General features: G+C 74.1%; 8 protein-coding genes. All 8 read left to right on the forward strand.

The features are described 5' to 3' along the window. The first annotated feature begins 1 nt into the window (after position 1). The 8 genes from ACZ5WC_RS06870 to ACZ5WC_RS06905 are packed head-to-tail and all read left to right on the forward strand — an operon-like array spanning position 2 to position 18,846. Positions 2-787 (forward strand): thioesterase II family protein, encoded by a 786-nt coding sequence (locus ACZ5WC_RS06870; protein WP_468539790.1) that lies wholly within the window; start codon positions 2-4, stop codon positions 785-787. After that, positions 784-2,478: a condensation domain-containing protein gene (locus ACZ5WC_RS06875; protein ID WP_468539791.1), complete on the forward strand. Its 1,695-nt coding sequence runs from the start codon at positions 784-786 to the stop codon at positions 2,476-2,478. Before ACZ5WC_RS06870 ends, ACZ5WC_RS06875 begins: the two co-directional genes overlap by 4 nt. Continuing rightward, positions 2,468-4,366, forward strand: a complete 1,899-nt coding sequence (locus ACZ5WC_RS06880; RefSeq protein WP_468539792.1) for an amino acid adenylation domain-containing protein — start codon at positions 2,468-2,470, stop codon at positions 4,364-4,366. Before ACZ5WC_RS06875 ends, ACZ5WC_RS06880 begins: the two co-directional genes overlap by 11 nt. Continuing rightward, positions 4,363-8,994 (forward strand): type I polyketide synthase, encoded by a 4,632-nt coding sequence (locus ACZ5WC_RS06885; protein WP_468539793.1) that lies wholly within the window; start codon positions 4,363-4,365, stop codon positions 8,992-8,994. Before ACZ5WC_RS06880 ends, ACZ5WC_RS06885 begins: the two co-directional genes overlap by 4 nt. Next, positions 8,987-10,249: a MupA/Atu3671 family FMN-dependent luciferase-like monooxygenase gene (locus ACZ5WC_RS06890; protein ID WP_468539794.1), complete on the forward strand. Its 1,263-nt coding sequence runs from the start codon at positions 8,987-8,989 to the stop codon at positions 10,247-10,249. The genes ACZ5WC_RS06885 and ACZ5WC_RS06890 overlap by 8 nt, the downstream gene beginning before the upstream one ends. Then, positions 10,246-14,325 (forward strand): non-ribosomal peptide synthetase, encoded by a 4,080-nt coding sequence (locus ACZ5WC_RS06895; RefSeq protein WP_468539795.1) that lies wholly within the window; start codon positions 10,246-10,248, stop codon positions 14,323-14,325. The genes ACZ5WC_RS06890 and ACZ5WC_RS06895 overlap by 4 nt, the downstream gene beginning before the upstream one ends. Beyond that, on the forward strand, positions 14,318-15,592 hold the full coding sequence (locus tag ACZ5WC_RS06900; protein WP_468539796.1) for an MFS transporter: 1,275 nt from the start codon (positions 14,318-14,320) through the stop codon (positions 15,590-15,592). Before ACZ5WC_RS06895 ends, ACZ5WC_RS06900 begins: the two co-directional genes overlap by 8 nt. After that, positions 15,589-18,846: a non-ribosomal peptide synthetase gene (locus ACZ5WC_RS06905; protein ID WP_468539797.1), complete on the forward strand. Its 3,258-nt coding sequence runs from the start codon at positions 15,589-15,591 to the stop codon at positions 18,844-18,846. The genes ACZ5WC_RS06900 and ACZ5WC_RS06905 overlap by 4 nt, the downstream gene beginning before the upstream one ends. Positions 18,847-18,866 lie beyond the last annotated feature (20 nt).

Raw genomic sequence — 18,866 nt, forward strand, 5'->3', positions numbered from 1 at the left:
CATGGACACCGAGGCGAGCAGCTGGATCCGGTGCTTCCACCCGAAGCCACAGGCCGCGCACACCCTGGTCTGCTTTCCGCACGCGGGTGGTTCGGCCAGCTATTACCACGGCCTCTCGGAGGTCCTTGACCCGGACATCGAGATGCTGGTGATCCAGTATCCGGGCCGGGAGAACCGGCTGTTCGAGGAGCCCGTCAGCTCCCTCCACGCACTGGCCGACTCCGTGGCCGAGGTACTCCTCACCCGTCTCGGAGGCGTCCGGCGACCGGTCCTGTTCGGCCACAGCATGGGGGCGATCGTCGCCTTCGAGGCCGCGAGGCGCCTGGAGCGGGCGGGTGCCGTGATTCCCGAAGCGCTGGTCGCGTCGGCGTGTTCGGCCCCCTCGGGGCACCGCCCGGAGCGGGCGCTGCGGGCGGACGATCAGCCCGACAGCGAGGTGCTCGCCCGGATCATGGGACTGGGCGGCACCGCCCGGGGCGTCGCCGAGCACGCCGAGCTGATCGAGCTCGTGCTCCCGGCGATCCGGGCCGACCTGGCCGCCCTCGGTTCCTACCGGGCGGACGGCGGTGCGGCGGTGAGCTGCCCGGTCACCGTGTTCGTCGCGGACGGCGACCACGAAGTGCGGGCCGCGGACGCCCGGTTGTGGGGAAGGCACACCACCGCCGGCGAACCCGGGGTGCACGTCTTCGCAGGGGACCACTTCTATCTCAGCAAGCGGCCCGAAGGATTTGTCGATCTGCTCCAGGAAACTGTGCGCACTTCTCGCCCGGAGAACTCACTCGGATGACAGCCACCATGGGATTCGTGGAAGAGGAGCTCGCCCAGATGTGGGCCGAGCTGCTGGAGGTCACCGGCGCCCCGGTGGACCTGGACTCGGAGTTCGCCGGTCTCGGCGGCGGGCCGGAGCAGGCACGGCTCCTCGCCGCCCGTATCGACGAGGACCTCGGCGTGGACGTCCCCGCCGCCGAACTGCTCGGCGCGGGCACGCTGGCGGAGATGGCCCGTCTGGTGCGGGCCGCCATGGGCCGGGGCGCGGCGGGCCCGACCCCGGGAGGTCCCGGGCCCACCGGCCCCCGCCCCGGGGCCCGGCAGGAACGGCCCCAGCTGTCGTTCGCGCAGCAGCGGCTGTGGTTCATGCAGCAGATCGACCCCGACACCACCCTCTACAACGTGCCGACCGTGCTGCGGCTGCGCGGAGCCCTGAACCGGGCCGCGCTCGGCCGGGCCCTCGACGCCCTGGTCGCCCGCCACGAGGTGCTGCGCACGACGTACGCGGCGCCGTCCGGGCTCCCGTACCAGGTCATCGCGGACCCGGCGCCGCTGGAGCTGCCGTACACCGACCTGACGGGCGCCGCCGACCCGGTGGCCGAGGCGGAGCGCGTCGCGGCCGAGGAGGGCGCGGGCGTCTTCGACCTGGCCGCCGGGCCGCCGCTGCGGGTCCGGCTGGTGCGGGTCGGCGCGGACGAGTACCGGCTGATCGTGACGTTCCACCATGTCGCCGTCGACGGCTGGTCGGTGGAGATCTTCTTCCGTGAACTGGGGCAGCTGTACGGCGGCGGCGAACCGCCCGCCGAGGTGCCGCTGCACTACGCCGACTACGCCTCCTGGCAGCGCGACCGGCTCCGGGGCGAGACCCTGGACGCCCTCGTGGACCACTGGCGCGAGACTCTGGGCGACGACCCGAAGGCGCTCGCCGTGCCGACCGACAAGCCGCGCGGCACCGCACGCAGCTTCCGGGGGGCCGTCACGGCACGCGAGCTCCGGCCGGAACTCGTGTCCTCCGTACGTGAGTTCAGCCGCGGCGAGCGCGTCACTCCGTACATGACCCTGCTGGCCGGTCTGCACACCCTGCTCGCCGGGTGGTCGGGCGCGCAGGACATCACGGTCGGCACCCCCGTCGCGGGCCGGGACCGGCCCGAGCTACAGGATCTGGTCGGCTGCCTGATCAACATGGTTCCGGTCCGGGTGCGGCTGGACGGCGGCCCAGGCTTCCGCGAGCTGCTGGCCCGGGTCCGTACGGCGGTGCTGGACGCCTCCGCCCACCAGGAGCTGCCCTTCGACAAGCTGGTCGAGGCGCTGGTCTCCCGGCGCGGCCGCGACTTCATGCCGGTCTTCCGGGTGATGTTCAGCTTCCTCAAGGAGCAGCCCGAGCCGGTCTTCGCCGGGCTCGACGGGTGCTCGCTGGACCTCACGGGCCCGCAGGACACCGCGAAGTACGACCTCAGCCTGTACGCGCAGGAGCGCGGCGACGGCCTGGCGCTGACCCTCGAATACGACACCGATCTGTTCGGCCCCGACACCCCGGCCGCGCTGCTGGCCGCCTACGAACGGACGCTGGCCGAAGCCATGGCCCGGCCCGGGACACCGGTGACGGAGCTGGCGGCGGCGCGGTTCGCCGCCGGTACCGCGTCCGGACCGCAGAGTCCGCAGCCCCGCACCGAGTCCGGCACCGAGAGGAACACCCACCGTGACCGTTGACCAGATGGCCGCACCCGCCCAGGCCCCGGGGACCATCGACGCGTGGTTCGCACGGCAGGCGGCCGCCCGCGGTGACGCCATCGCCGTGACCGGCGTGGACGGCCGGCTGACCTACGCCGAGCTGGAGCGCGACGCCAACCGGCTGGCGCACCGACTGCGCGTCCTGGGCGTCGGCCCCGAGATACCCGTCGCCGTCTGCGTGGAGCGCACCACGTCCCTGGTGACGGCGCTGCTCGCGGTCCTGAAGGCGGGCGGGGCGTACGTACCGCTCGACCCCTCCGCCCCCGACGAGCGGCTGCGCTTCACGCTCGCCGACGCCAACGCCGCCGTCCTGCTCACCGACCGCGCGGGGCGTGGCCTGCGCGCCCCGCACACCGTGCTGACCGGGCGCGACGGCGAGGACCTCACCGGCTACCCGGAGACCGCGCCCCCGGACCCCGGAACCGGGCCGTCGAGTCTCGCGTACGTCATCTACACCAGCGGTTCGACCGGCGTCCCCAAGGGCGTCATGATCGAGCACCGCAATGTGACGGGCCTGCTCACCGGCGTCCGCGACCGCTTCGGGTTCGGGCCCGACGACGTGTGGTCGCTGTGCGCCTCCGCCGCGTTCGACGTCTCCGTGTGGGAGATGTGGGGCGCCCTGCTGCACGGCGGCCGGCTCGTCGTCGTACCGGACGAGGTGCGGCGCGCCCCGCAGGAGCTGCACGCGCTGCTGCACCGCGAGGGCGTCACCGTCCTCAACCAGACGCCCGCCGCCTTCCGCCAGCTCGTCCGGTACGAGGAGGAGCACCCCGGCCCCGGGGACCCGGCCGAACTCGCCCTGCGGCTGGTCGTCTTCGCCGGGGAGGCGCTGCCGCCCGAGATGCTGCGGCCGTGGATCGCCCGCCACGGCGACGCGGCGCCCGCCCTGGTGAACATGTACGGGATCACCGAGACGACCGTCCACTCCACCTACCGCCGCATGACCTCGGCCGACCTCGACGGCGGAGCGGGCAGCATGATCGGCGGCCCCCTCGGCGGCTGGACGATGGACGTCCTCGGCGCCGACGGCGAACCGGTGGCCGAAGGGGCGGCCGGAGAGCTGTACGTCGGCGGAGCGGGCGTGGCACGCGGCTACCTGGGCCGCCCCGCCCTCACCGCCGAGCGCTTCCTGCCCGACCCGGACGCCGCCGTGCCCGGAGCCCGCCGGTACCGCTCGGGCGACAGCGCCCGGCGCGCGGCCGACGGGGACCACGAGTACCTGGGCCGGCTGGACCACCAGGTCAAGATCCGCGGCTACCGCATCGAGCTGGGCGAGATCGAGAACGCGCTCACCCGCCACCCGGCCGTCCGGGACACGGTGGTGGCCGTCGACCGGGACGCGGCCGGAGACCCGCGCCTGGTCGCGTACTGGGTCGGCGCCGCCGGGACCCCGGCCGGGCCCTCCGAACTGCGCGAACACCTCGGCCGGACGCTGCCCGAGTACATGCTGCCGAACGTGTACGTGGCCCTGGACCGGCTGCCGCTGACCCACAACGGCAAAGTCGACCGGCGCGCGCTGCCCGCCCCGGAGGCCGTACGTCCCGAGCTCGACGCGGAGTTCGCCGCGCCCGCCACCCCCGTCGAAAAGGTGGTCGCCGACATCTGGGCCGAGGTGCTCTCGGTCGACCGGGTGGGACGCGACGACGACTTCTTCGAACTGGGCGGACACTCCATGCTCGCCACCCAGGCCGTCGCCCTCACCAGGGAACAGCTCGGCGTCGCCGCGACGCTGCGGCTGTTCTTCGACCGGCCGACGGTACGGGAACTCGCGAGCGCCCTGGACGAGCTGCTCGCCGCACAGCACGACACCGGTGCCGGGCACCGGCCCGCATCCCACCCGCACCACCCGCACGGGGAGAACGCATGACGTACGAGACGGATCTGCCACTGCCCGAGCAGGCCGTGGCCATCATCGGAATGAGCGGTCGCTTCCCGGGTGCCGCGGATGTCGACGAGCTGTGGCGGCTGGTGGCGGCGGGCGAGGAGGGGCGCAGTACCTACACCGACGAGGAGCTGGCCGCCGCCGGGGTCCCCGAGCAGCTGCGGGACGACCCGGCGTATGTGAAGGCCGGTTTCCCCCTCGACGGGTTCGACCGCTTCGACGCCGACTTCTTCGGTGTCACCCGGTCCGAGGCCGAACTCATGGACCCCCAGCACCGGTTGCTGCTTGAGACGGCCTGGCAGGCGCTGGAGCGGGCCGGTTACCCGGCGAGGTCGTTCGAGGGGCGGACCGGGGTGTTCGCCGGTACGTCGGGCAGCGGCTACCTCCAGGAGCGCATCGCCCCGCGCGGCGCCTTGGACGGCCTGGTCTCCGACGAGATCCAGGTGGCGATCGGCAACGACCCCGGGATGCTCGCGCTGCGCCTCTCGTACAAGCTCGGTCTGACCGGCCCCAGCTTCACCGTGCAGAGCGCCTGTTCGTCGTCGCTGGTGAGCGTCCACCTCGCCGTCCAGTCCCTGCTCAGCCGCGAGTCCGACCTCGCGCTGGCGGGCGGGGTCGCGGTGCGGGAGTTCGAGCCGCGCGGATACCGGTACGAGGAGGGCGCGATCCTCTCCACGGACGGTCACTGCCGCCCGTTCGACGCCGAGGCCTCCGGCACCGTCTCCGGTGACGGGGTGGCCCTGGTCGTCCTCAAGCGGCTGGAGGACGCCCTCGCCGACGGCGACCACATCCACGCGGTGATCCGCGGCAGCGCGGTCAACAACGACGGCTCCGCGAAGATCGGCTTCACCGCGCCTTCCCCGCACGGCCAGGCCGAGGTGATCGCCGAGGCGCTGGCGGTCGCCGGGGTCGAGCCCCGTACGGTCCAGTACGTCGAGGCGCACGGCACCGCCACCCCGCTCGGCGACCCGATCGAGGTCCAGGCGCTCACCGAGGCGTTCCAGCCCGACGCCCCCGCCGGATCGGTCCACCTGGGCTCGGTCAAGTCCAACGTCGGCCACCTCGACGCGGCGGCCGGGGTCACCGGCCTCATCAAGGCGGCCCTGGCGCTGGAGCACCGCTTCATCCCGCCGACGGCCCACTTCCGCGCCCCCAACCCCGCACTCGGCCTCGACAAGGGCCCCTTCCGGGTCGACGCCGAGGGCGTGCCGTGGCCCGCGACGGAGCTGCCGCCGCGCGCCGGTGTGAGCGCCTTCGGGATCGGCGGCACCAACGCGCACGTCGTCCTCGAAGCAGCGCCCGCCCGCAGCACGGAGGCCCCCGACGGCGAGTGGCAGGTGCTGCCGCTGTCCGCCCGTACGCCCGAAGCCCTCGACACCGCCGCCGCGCGCCTCGCGACGGCGCTCACGGCCGGCGAAGCGACCGGGCAGGACCCCGCCGGGTTCGCCGACGCCGCCTACACCCTCCAGATCGGGCGCGCCGCCCTCCCGTACCGCCGCACGGTCGTCGCGGACAGCCGCGCCGCCGCGGCCGCGGCCCTGGAGCGGCCCGCGCCCGCCGCGTCCGCCGTGCCGGACGAGGCGCCCGGTGTGGTGTTCGTCTTCCCGGGTCAGGGCGCCCAGTACGCCGGTATGGGCGCGGAGCTGTACCGCACCGAGCCGGTGTTCCGCGAGGCGCTCGACCGGTGCGCCGAGATCCTGCTGCCCCACCTGGGGTGGGACGTACGGGAGGTGGCCTTCGCCACCGGCGGGGACGAGGCCCAGGAGCGGCTGCGCCGCACCCTGTACACCCAGCCGACCGTCTTCAGCCTCGACTACGCCGTCGCCCAGCTGCTGATGTCGTGGGGCGTGCGCCCCGACGCGATGACCGGGCACAGCCTCGGCGAACTCGTATCGGCCTGCCTGGCCGGGGTGTTCAGCCTGGAGGACGCGCTGCGCGTGGTCGCCCGGCGCGCCGCGCTCATGCAGGACCTGCCGCCCGGCCGGATGCTGTCCGTCCTGCTGGACGAGGCGGCGCTGACCGAGGCGCTGGACGGCCGCGCGACGATCGCCGCCGTCAACGCGCCCGCCTCCTGCGTCGTCGCGGGCACCCCCGAGGAGGTCGCCGAGGCCCGCCGGGCGCTGGAGGAGCGGGGCGTGTCCGTACGGGAGCTGGAAACCTCGCACGCCTTCCACACCGCCCTGGTCGAACCGGCGCTGCCCGGCCTCGCGGAGGTGCTGCGCTCGGTGCGGCTCAACACCCCGAAGATTCCCTTCCTGTCCAATGTGACGGGCACCTGGATCACCGACGAGCAGGCCACCGACCCCGACTACTGGGTCTCCCACACCCGCGCCCCGGTCCGCTTCTCCGACGGGATCACCGCCCTCGCCGAGCGCGGCGACGCCCTGGTCCTGGTCGAGGCCGGTCCGGGCAGCCAGCTCAGCGGACTGGTCCGGACCCACCCGGAGCCCTCGCCCGTCGTCACCCTGCTGCGCAAGCCGCGCGGCGAGGAGCGCACCGCCGAGGCCCGCACCGTCCGCGAAGGCCTGGCCGAGCTGTGGCGGCTGGGGGTGGCCGCCGACTGGGCCGCCCTGCACGACGACCGGGCCCGCCACCGGGTCCCGCTGCCCGCCTACCCCTTCGAGGGCCGCGGCCACCTGCTTCCGAAGCCGGAGGCGGCGGCCGCCGGGAACGTACGCACCGACCCCGAGCGGTGGACGTACGCACCGGTCTGGCACCCCGCGCCGCTCCCCGGGGCGGCCCCGGCGGACGCCCCGCTCAGCTGGCTGGTGCTCCAGGACGACACCGGCCTCACCGACGCTCCGACCGCCGCCCTGCGCACCAGGGGCCACACCGTCACCACCGTGCGGAAGGCGACCGCCTACGCCCGCACCTCCGAGCACGGCTTCGACGCGGACCCCGCCGACGCGGACCACCTCGGCCGGGTCGTCGAGGAGCTGCGGCGCGCGGGAGCGGCCCCCGACCGCGTGCTGCACGCCTGGGCCGTCACCGGCCCCGGGGACAACGCCGGTGACGCGGCGGGCCGTTACGCCACCGGCCTGGACACCGGGTTCCACAGCCTCGTCGCCCTCGCCCAGGCGCTCGGCGGCAGCGGGGAGGACCGCCCGGTGCGGATCGACGTCCTCACCGACAGCCTCCAGGACGCGTACGGGACGGCCGTGATCCGGCCCGAGCGGGCCACCCTGTACGGCGCGGTCACCGTGCTGCCGCAGGAGTACGCGTGGCTGACCTGCCGCAGCGTCGACGTCACCCTCCCCGCCACCGGCGCCGACCGCACACGCGTCGCCGCGCAGCTGGACGCCGAACTCGCGGGGGAGGGGCGAGAGAGCCTCGTCGCCTACCGGGGCGCCCAGCGCCTCCTGCGCGCCTTCGCACCGGTCGGGCTGGAACCCGTACCCACCGGGCGGGCCTGGCGTGCGGGCGCCGGGTACCTCGTCACCGGGGCGTCCGGCGAAACCGGACTGGCCTTCGCCGAGCAGATCGCCGCGAGCGGGGCGCGCGCCGTGCTCATCGGCGACCCGGGCTTCCCGGCCGAGAGCGAGTGGGACGCCTGGCGCGGCGGCACGGCGGGCGACGACGACCGGGTACGCGCCCGGGTCGCCCGGCTCGCCGCACTGCGCGCCGCCCACCCCGAGGCCGTCGTCTACCGCACCGCCGACCTGGCCGACCCCGGCCAGGCCCGTACCGCCGTCGAGGCGGCGCGGACCGTGCTGGGCGCGGTCGACGGCGTCCTGCACCTCGCCGACGCCCGGGGCTCCGGCCTGACCGCGCTCAAGGCGCGGCAGGACTTCGACGCCGTCCTCGCGGCCCGGGTGAGGTCGACCCTGCTGCTCGACGAACTGCTGGCGGACGACCCGCTCGACTTCTTCCTCACCGCGTCGGCCACCACCGGCATCGTCGGCGGCTTCGGACAGGCCGAGAACTGCGCCGCCGCCGCCTTCCTCGACACCTTCGCCCAGGCCGCCACCGCCGCCGGCCGGCCCACCCTCGCCCTCGACTGGTCGCAGTGGGACTGGGACGACTGGTTCGAGCAGCAGATGGCGGGCCTGCCCGAGGTGCGGGAGCTGTACGAGCGGCTGCGCCTCGCCCAGGGCATCCCGGCCGCCGACGGCCTGGCGCTCGCCCGAGCCGCGCTCTTCGGTGCGCTGCCCCAGGTCGTCGTCTCCAGGGCCGACTTCCAGGACGTCCTGGCCGACCAGTCCGGGCTGACCGCGACCTCGTTCACCGACTCGCTGGGCGGTGGCCGGGGCCGCGGGGACGACGACTGGGACCCGGCCACGGTCTGGCCGGACGACGAACTCGCCCAGGCCGTGGCCCGGGTGTGGCACGAGATGCTCGGCGTCTCCCCGATCGGGCCGGACGACGACTTCTACGACCTGGGCGGCAACTCGCTGTTCGCCATCCAGATCGTCGGGCGGCTGCGGCAGGCCCACGGCGACTTCCCGATGAGCGCCGTCTTCGAGGCGCCGACCGTACCGGGGCTCGCCGCCGCGATCCGCTCCCACCAGGCCGAAGCGATCGGCCTGGACGAGTTCGAGGCACTGCTGCGCGAGGTCGAGGGCCTCTCCGCGGGCGAGGCCGAAGCAAAGCTGAAGGGTGACGACCATGTCTGACGAGTCCGAGGCCGCACGCAGGCTCAAGGAGCGGATGTCCTCGCTCTCGCCCGAGCAGCGCGCCGTACTGGAGCGGTCCCTGCGCGAGCGCAACGTCAAGGCGCCCTCGGCCGTGGACCCCGGCCCCGGTACGAAGACGGCCGCCAGATCCGCCGCGCCGCGCCGCGGCCGGCGGCCCGGCAGCACCATGGACTTCAGCCTGTTCTTCTTCTCGGGAGACGGCACGGCCAAGGGCCCGGGCAAATACCAGCTGCTGCTGGACAGCGCCCGGCACGCCGACGCCAACGGCTTCGACGGCATCTGGGTCCCCGAGCGCCACTTCGTGGACTTCGGCGGCCTCTACCCGAATCCGTCGCTGCTGGCGTCCGCCATCGCCGTACTCACCGAGAACATCCAGATCCGCGCGGGCAGTTGCGTCCTGCCCCTGCACCACCCGGTGCGGGTGGCCGAGGAGTGGGCGGTCGTCGACAACCTGTCCGGCGGCCGGGCCGCGATCTCGGCGGCCTCCGGCTGGCACCCGGACGACTTCCTCCTGGCCCCGGGCGACGGGCAGCAGCGCTACCCGCGCCGCAAGGACGAGATGTTCGAGTCGATCGACACCGTCCAGCGGCTGTGGGCGGGCGAGAGCGTCGAACTCCCGCGCGCCGACGGATCGTCGCAGACCGTACGCACCCTGCCGCGCCCCCTCCAGCCCAGGCTTCCGGTGTGGGTGTCGGCGCAGGGCAGCATCGAGACGTTCGTCCGGGCCGGGGAGATCGGCGCGTACGTCCTGACCGGACTGGTCGCCCAGCGCCCCGCCGACCTGAAGGACAAGACGGCGGCCTACCGCGAGGCGCTCGCGGGGGCCGGGTACGACCCGGCGGAGGGCCGGGTCACCGCGATGGTCCACACCTACCTGGGCTCCGACGACGACGAGGCCAGGGAGACCGTACGGGGGCCGCTGACGGCGTACCTCAAGACCTTCCTGGAACAGCAGGACAGCTTCGGCAGCGAGTTCTCCAAGCTCAACGACGCCGAGCGCGACGTCATGCTCAACGCCACCTTCGAGCGCTACTTCGACCAGCTGGCCCTGCTCGGAACGCCCGACAAGTGCGAGTCCCTGATCGAGGACCTGGTCGACATCGGCGTCGACGAGGTCGCCTGCCTGGTCGACTTCGGACTCGACCCCGGCCAGGTGCTCAAGGGCCTGGACCACCTCACCGAACTCAAGGACCGCTACCGCCACCGGGGCGAGACCGAAGGAGAGAAGTCGTGACCGGACTCGCGGACCGGCTGGCCGGTCTCACCCCCGCCCAGCGCGCCCTGCTCGACCGCCGGATGCGCGAGCGCACCGCCGGCACCGTCACCAACGCGCCCGTACCCCGCCGCACGCGGGAGAACCGCGTCCCGCTCACCGTGGACCAGGAACGCATCTGGCTCATCCACCAGTTCGACCCCGAAGACCCCGTCTACAACGTGTACTTCGCCTCACGGCTCCACGGCGAGCTGGACACGGACGCCCTCCAGCGCGCCGTGGACGCCTTCGTACAGCGGCACGAGGCGATGCGCACCACCTTCGAGCAGGACGGCCACGCCCCCGTCCAGGTGATCCACCCGTCCATGGCGGTGCCGCTGCGCCACCAGGACCTGCGGTCCGTGCCCGAGGAGCGGCGCGAGGCGGAGATGACGCTGCTGGCGACCGCGGAACTGCGCACCCCGTTCGACCTGGTGAAGGGGCCGCTGCTGCGGATCGCCCTGCTGCGTCTCGGCGACCGGGAGCACGTCCTCGTCGGCACGGTCGACCACCTGGTGTGGGACCGCGGCTCGATGGGCATCTTCAACGCCGAGATCGCCGAGCTCTACTCGGCGTTCGCCACCGGCCGCGAACCCCGGCTCGCACCGATCGAGGTGCACTACCCGGACTACTCCGAGTGGCAGCCGCAGTGGCTGCGCGAGGAGGTCCGGCGCAAGCACCTGCCGTACTGGAAGAAGCAGCTCGAAGGCGCCGACCTGGTCCTGGAGCTGCCGACCGACCGCCCCCGCCCCCCGCTCCAGACGGCGAACGGCGCCCGCTACCAGTTCCCGCTGACCCCCGAGCTGACCCAGGCCGTCCGCGACCTCGCCAAGCGCGAGGACGTCACGGTCAACATCGCGCTGCTCGCCGCCTGGCAGCTGATCCTGCACCGGCTCACCGGACAGCAGGACATCGTGGTCGGCACCACCTCCTCGACCCGCAGCAGGCCCGAGACCGAGCCGATGATCGGCTACTTCCTGACCATGCTGCCGCTGCGCACCACGGTCCGGCCGGAGATGACCGTACGGGAACTGCTCCAGGCGACCCGCACCACGATGATGGGCGCCTTCGACCACCACGACATCCCCTTCGGGACGCTGCTGGACGAGCTCGACCTCGACCGCGACCCCAGCCGCACGCCGATCTACCAGACGTCGTTCATCCTCGTGGACTTCCTCCACGAGGAGGAGACCCCGATGGCCGGGCTGCGGGTCGAGGAGCTCATGCTCGACAACGCCACCGCCAAGGACGACGTGCTGCTCGGCTTCTTCGACGACCCGGCACTGGCGGACGACCACTTCCACGGGATGCTGGAGTACAACACCGACCTGTTCGACGAGAGCACGATGGCCAGGACGGCCCGGCAGATCGTGCGCGTCCTGGAGCAGATGTCGAAGGACGCCGGACGCAGCGTGCGCGATCTGTCGCTGCTCGGCCCCGACGAGGCACAGACGCTGCTGGTGGAGTGGAACCGGACCGGGACGCCCCGCGAGGAAGGCGTCGCGCTGGACACCCTGGTACGCCGTCAGGCCCTGGCCACACCCGGGGCAATCGCCGTCTCCTGCGGTGACGAGCGGCTCACCTACGCCGAACTGCTGGAGCGGGCGGGCCGGTTGGCCTCCCACCTCCAGGAGCGTGGCGTGCGGCCCGAGACCGTCGTGGGGGTGTGCCTGGAGCGCTCCGTGGACCTGGTCGTCGCCCTGCTCGGCGTGGTCATGTCCGGCGGCGCCTACCTGCCGCTGGACGCGGGCTACCCGGCGCAGCGCCTGGCCGCCATGACCGGCGACGCCGGGGCCGCGTTCCTGCTCACCCGCTCCGCGCTGCTCGACAGCCTCGCTGACTGCCCCGGCGAGCGGATCTGCCTGGACACGGACGCGGAGGCCGTCGCCGCCGCCCCGGCCGTCCCGGCGCGGCCCGCGGCGGGCGAGGACCGGCTCGCGTACGTCATCTACACCTCCGGGTCCACCGGCCGCCCCAAGGGCGTCGAGGTCACCCACCGCAACCTGGCCAACCTGCTGCTGGCGATGGCCGCCGAGACCGGCCTGGGCCCCGGCGACACGCTCACCGCCGTCACCCCGGTCACCTTCGACATCGCGGGCCTGGAGCTGTACGCCCCGCTCATCAGCGGCGCCCGCGTCCACGTCGTACGCAAGGAGGAGGCCGTCGACGGCCGCCGCCTCGCCGCCCTCCTCGACGAGACCGGCGCCACCGTCATGCAGGCCACCCCCGCGACCTGGCAGCTCCTCGTGGAAGCCGGGTGGCGGAACGAGGGCTCCCTGCGGGTCCTGGTCGGCGGCGAGGCGCTCCCCCCGGCCCTGGCCGAGCAGCTCGTCGCCGGGTCCGGCCGCACCTGGAACGTCTACGGCCCGACCGAGACGACCATCTGGTCCACCGCGCACCGCCTGGACAGCGGCACCGAGCAGGTCTCCATCGGCCGCCCCCTCGACAACACCCGCGTGTACGTCCTCGACGAGCGCCTGGAGCCCGTCCCGGTGGGCATCCCCGGCGATCTGTACCTGGGCGGCACCGGAGTCGCGCGCGGCTACCGCGGTCGCCCCGGGCTCACCGCCGAGCGGTTCATACCCGACCCCTTCGGCGCCACGCCCGGCGCCCGGCTGTACGCCACCGGCGACAAGGCCCGGCTCCGCGAGGACGGCACGCTCGTCTTCCTCGGCCGCGACGACGGCCAGGTCAAGCTGCGCGGCTTCCGCATCGAACTGGGCGAGATCGAGGCCCGGTTGGAGGAACACCCGGCGGTGCGCCGCGCGGTGGCCCTCGTCCGCGAGGACCGGCCCGGCGACAAGCGGCTGACCGGATACGTCGTGGCGGCGGACGGCGACGGCGGGGCCCCGGGCGCCGAGGAACTGCGCGAGCACCTGCGCCGCTTCCTGCCCGACTACATGGTCCCGTCCGCGATCGTCACCCTGGACGCCTTCCCGCTGAACACCAGCGGCAAGATCGACCGCCGGGCCCTGCCCGAGCCGGTGATCGAGCGGGACGCGGCGAGCTACGTACCGCCGCGCGACGCGATCGAGCTGGAGGTCGCGCACATCTGGGAGGACGTGCTCGGAGTCCGGCCGATCGGACTGCACGACCGGTTCTTCGACCTGGGCGGCCACTCCCTGCTCGTACTGCGGCTGATGGCCGAGATCGAGAAGCGGTTCGGGCAGCAGCTGCCGATGGCCGCGATCTTCCGGGGCGCCACCGTCGAACGGTTCGCCCGGATGCTGCGCGACGGCTACCAGGACGAGGCGGACGTCCACCTCGTGGAGATCGGCTCCGGCACCACCGGCACCCCCGTCTTCTTCGCCCACCCGGCGGGCAGCGAGGTGGTCTGCTACATGCCCTTCGCCGGTCTCATGGCGGGCGGCGACCGCCCGCTGTACGCGCTGGCCTCCCCGCCGCCCGCCGACGGCGTGCTGCCGTACGCCGACTTCGGGGCGCGGGCGGCGGCCTACGCGGACCTCATCCGCGAAGTGCAGCCCGAGGGCCCGTACACGGTGGCCGGCTGGTGCTACGGCGGCACCAACGCCTTCGCCGTCGCCGGGGAACTGGAGCGGACGGGGGCGGAGGTGTCCGTCGTGATGATGGACTCGCACCCGCCCGCCGAGGTCGCCGAGGGCTCCGAGCCCGACCCCGCCGACATCGTCGAGGCCGTCGCGGCCAACCTCCAGTGGGACTACGGCGACGCGCTGAAGTCCGTGGCGGAGCTGCGGGGGATGACCCCCGACGAGCACCTCGACTACCTCCTCGCGATCGCCCGCGCCTCCGACTACCTGCCGCCGGACGCCGGACGCGAGCAGGTCCGCGACATCCTCGACCTCTGGGTCGCCAACCTGCGGCTCGTCTGGAACTTCCGTCCCCTGCACGTCAGGGGCCGGGTCACGCTGATCCGCGCGGCCGAGGAGACGTACGACTCGACCGAGGCGTGGCGCGAGCTGACCACGGGCGGCGACCTCGATGTCCGGGTGGTCGAGGGCAACCACTACACCATGATGCGCCACCCGTACATCGAGGGCGTCGCCACGATTCTGAACGAGGTGGTCGAGAGTGCTTGAGCTGCTCAAGGACCGGACGTACATCCGCTACTGGCTGGCCGTCGTCGCGTCCTTCCTCGGTGACGCCATCACCAAGATCACCCTGATCTACGTGGCGGCCACCGAGACCTCGGACCCGGTGCTGTACGTGTCCCTCGTGGTCATCGCCCAGCTGCTGCCCTCCGGGATTCTGGGGGCCTTCGTCGGCCCGCTGGCCGACCGCTTCCCGGCGCGCCTCCTCATGGTCGGCTCCGACATCGTCCGGGTGGGGCTCGTCCTGGCGATGATCCCGGCCCGCGACTCACCGACGCTGCTGCTCGTCCTGATCCTGCTCACCGGCATCGCCAAGGCGTTCTTCGAGACGGCCCGCATCACCGCGATCCCGCTGATCGTGCGGGGGCACAACATCCCGACGGCGGTCGCGCTGTTCCAGTCCACGAACCACACCCTGAACCTGGTCGGCCCCGCCCTCGGCGGGCTGCTCCTCGCGTTCGCCAGTGTCTCCGTCGTCTTCATCATCGACGCGGTGACCTTCGTGATCTCCGCGATCCTGCTGGCCAGCATGGCCGTGCTGCGCGAGGTCCCGGTGCCCGGCAAGGACAGCGGCCGCGAGTCCTACTGGAAGTCGCTGGCCACCGGTGTCTCCGGGGTGCTCGCCGTCCCGTCGCTGCGCTTCCTCGCGATCATCCTGGTGCCGGTGATGCTCGTCCTCGGGCTCTTCACCACCAACCTCAACTCCCAGCTCCTCAACGTCTTCGACCTGTCCGCCTTCAACTTCGGCCTGGCGCAGGCGGCCTTCGGGGCGGGCTGTGTGATCGGGGCGCTGACCGGCCCGCCGCTGGTGCGCCGGTACTCCGACCGGGGGCTGCTCATCGGCTCCATCGTGCTGTTCGGCGTCTCCCTGCTGCTCCTCGCGCCGACCGGCTGGCTGCGGGACTCGCTGGGCCTGGGCGTCGTCCTGGCCTGGTGCGTGGTGGCGGGGATCGGCTCCGGCCTCTTCCAGGTGCCGGTGGCCAACACCCTGATCAGCGACCTGCCCGAGGAGATGCGGGGACGGGGCGTCGGGCTGCTCAACGCCCTGATGATCAACTTCACCATCCTCGGCGTGGTCCTGGGCGGCCTGGCCGCGGACCTGATGGGCATCGCCCTGTCGATCATCGTGGCCGGCGGACTGCTGCTGCCCGCCGCGGCCCTGCTCGCCGCCGCGTCGGTGCGCGGCAGGCGCGGCGGGGGCGACAAGGACCGCCGGACCAGCGGCGACACCGCCGAGACGGAGGCGGTCTCATGACGGCCGCCGAGCAGCACCTTCCGCTCAGCCCCGCCCAGCGGCGGCTGTGGGCGCTGGCCCAGGTCCGGCCGGACGACCCCTTCTTCAGCATCCCGTTCGCCGTCGGCATCGACGGGCCGCTCGACACGAAGGCCCTCGGACGCGCTCTCGACGAACTGGTGCGCCGTCACCCCGCCCTGCGGACCCGGATCGTGCGCGGCGCCGACGGCGAGCCCGTCGCCCGTGTCGGGGCGCCCGCGCCGGCGGAGCTGCCCGTCGTGGACGCGGGGGGCACCTCGGCCGCCCTGGCCGAGGCGTTCGCCCGCGAGCCGTTCACCGTGGACGGCGGCCCCCTGCTGCGGGCCCGGCTGCTGCGGCTGGACGACACCACCCACCGGCTGCTCGTCGGCGTCCACCACATCGTCTTCGACGGGGCGTCGATGGACGTCTTCACCGGCGAACTGGCCGCCCTGTACGACGCGTTCGCCCAGGGCGAGCCGTCGCCGCTGCCGGAGCCCGCCGTGGACTACGGCGCGTTCCTGGCCCGGCGTGCGAAGCAGGACGAACGGGCCGCCGCCGCGAACCTGGCGTACTGGACCCGGCGGCTGGCCGGCGCCCCCGAGGTGCTGGAACTGCCCCTCGCCCGGCCCCGCCCGGCACGCGCGGGACACGCGGGGGAGCGGCGTACGGCGGTGGTACCGCAGGAGGTGGTGGAGCCGCTGCGACGGCTCGCCCGGGCGGAGCGGTGCAGCCTGTTCATGGTCCTCAAAGCCGCGTGCGACGTGGTGCTCAGCCAGTACGGCGGCACCGACGTGCTCACCGGCATGGCCGTCTCGGGCCGGGACACCACCGAGAGCGCCGGGCTCGTCGGCTACCTCACCCGGCCCGTGGTGCTGCGCGGCGACCTGTCCGGCGATCCGGAGTTCCGCGAGCTGCTGCACGGGGTGCGCGGTGACCTGCTGGACGCGCTGGACCACACCGACCTGCCGGTCGACGAGGTCATGGACCGGCTCGGCATCACCCGTGACCCGAGCTACCACCCGCTCTACCAGGTCATGTACACGCACCAGCCCGCGGCGCCCGTACGGCGGGCGGCGGACGCGGTGTTCACGGTGGGGGAGCTGCGGCTGCCGACCATGAAGACCGACCTGGCCATCGACACCGTCGAGACGGACGAGGGCCTGCTCGCCCTGGTCGACTACCGCACCGCCCTCTTCGAGGACGCGACGGCCGAAGCGCTGCTGGTCCGGCTGCGCACGGTGCTGGAACGCGCGGGCGCCGACCCGTCCGCAAGGGTGTCGGCGCTGCTGCGGCCCACGGCCGCCGAGCGGCGGCTGCTGACCGAGGAGTGGAACCCGGCGGGCGGGGCGGACGGCCCCGGTGCCGCCGAGGTCGATGCCGAAGGTGCCGGTGAAGGCGCCGGTGAAGGCGCCGCCGGGAGCGCCGGAGACGTCCTGCACACCCTGGTGGCGGATCAGATCGCCCGTACCCCGGACGCGGTCGCCGTGGCGGACGGGGCGCGCACCTGGACGTACCGCGAACTCGACGACGCGGCGGGCCGGGTGGCGGCCCGGCTGCTGGCCGGTGGCCTCGCGCCGGAGGACCCGGTGGGCGTCTGCGCCCCCAAGTCCTTCGCCCTGGCCGCCGCCCAGCTGGGCGTGCTCAGGGCGGGCGGGGTGTGCGTACCGCTGGACCCCGGGCTGCCCGCCTTCCTGCTGCGGCTGGCCGTGGCGGACGCGGGCCTGTCGACCGTTCTCGCGGACGCGTACTCCTCCTCGCTCTTCGACCACACGCAGGTGCGGCTGACCGAAGTGGACGATGGCGCGGGGGAGCCGGGTGCCACCGACCCGGCCGCGCCCCTGCCCGCCGTCGCGCCCGCCCACGCGGCCTGGGTGCTGCGCACCTCCGGCGTCACGGGCGAGCCGAAGGCCGTACTCGCCGAACACCGCAACCTCGTCTCCCGGCTGCGCTGGGCCCACCGGGAACTGCCCGCCGGAGCCCTGGAGGCGGTGGCGCAGCTCAGCCCGCCGGACTCGCCGGGCGCGGTCTTCGAGCTCTTCGCCCCGCTCACCCGGGGCGGCCGGGCGGTCGTGCCGGACGGCACGCGCCACACGGACAGCGGGCCTGCGGCCACGGTGTACGCCGCACCCTCCGCCCTCGCTGGCCTTCTCGGCGAGGGCCGGGACACCGCACCGGCCACGGTCCTCGCCGGGGGCGAGCTCCTCGCCCCCGCCGTCCTGCGCGCCGCGTACGCCGCCGGGGCGGGCCGGGTCCACCACCTCTACACCACGGCCGAGACCGCGGGCCCCGCCATCGGCGGGCCCGCCGCCCCGGCCCCCGGGGACGGCACACCCGTCCCGCTCGGGCTCCCGGCGGACTGCACGGCGTACGTCCTCGGCCCGCGCGGGGAGCTGGTCCCGCCGGGCGTCGTCGGGGAGCTCCACATCGGCGGCGCGGCCGTCACCCGGGGCTACCTGAACGACGCACGCCGTACGGCGGAGCGCTTCCTGCCCGACCCGTACGGGAAGCCGGGCGGGCGCCTGTTCGCCACCGGCGACCTCGTACGGCACACACCCGACGGGCGGCTGGTGTTCGCCGGGCGGGCCGGGGAGCAGACCCGGGCGCGCGGGGTGCGGGTGGCCGCCGCCGACATCGAGGCGGCGCTGCTGGCCCACCCCGGCGTCGTACGCGCCCACGTCACCACGCGGGCGGCCGAGGGCATCGACGCGGCGGTCACCGCCCGGCCCGGGACGGGCCCGGCCGCCGTCGAACTCCACGGGCACCTGCGCGAACTGCTGCCCGGCTACATGCTGCCCGCCCGCATCGGCGTCCTGGACCGTATGCCGCTGCTGCCCGGCGGCCGCCCGGACGGCCCCGCCGTCGCCCGGGCGCTGGAGCAGGTGCTCGCCGAGGAGGCGAAGGCGGCACGGCAGGAGGCCCGGCCGCCGGTGAGCGAGTCCGAACAACGCGTCGCCGCCGCATGGCGGGAGGTCCTCGGCCGCACGGTCGGCCACGACGAGAGCTTCTTCGACGCGGGCGGCAACTCGCTGCTGCTGATCCGGCTGCGCGACCGGCTGCGGACCGCGCTGGAGTGCCAGGTCGACGTGGTCGACCTCTTCCGGCACCCCACGGTGCGGGCCATGGCCGCCTACCTGGGCCGCCGGGACCCCGGCCGGGACAACCCGCCCGAAGCCGCCGCACAGGAGCGCGGCCAGGCCCGGCTGCGGGCCATGCGCGCCCGCAACCGGGAGCGCACGCCGGGGCGGCCGCGATGACGACAGCGGCAGGACGAACG

Source organism: Streptomyces sp. NPDC033165 (genome assembly GCF_055577965.1).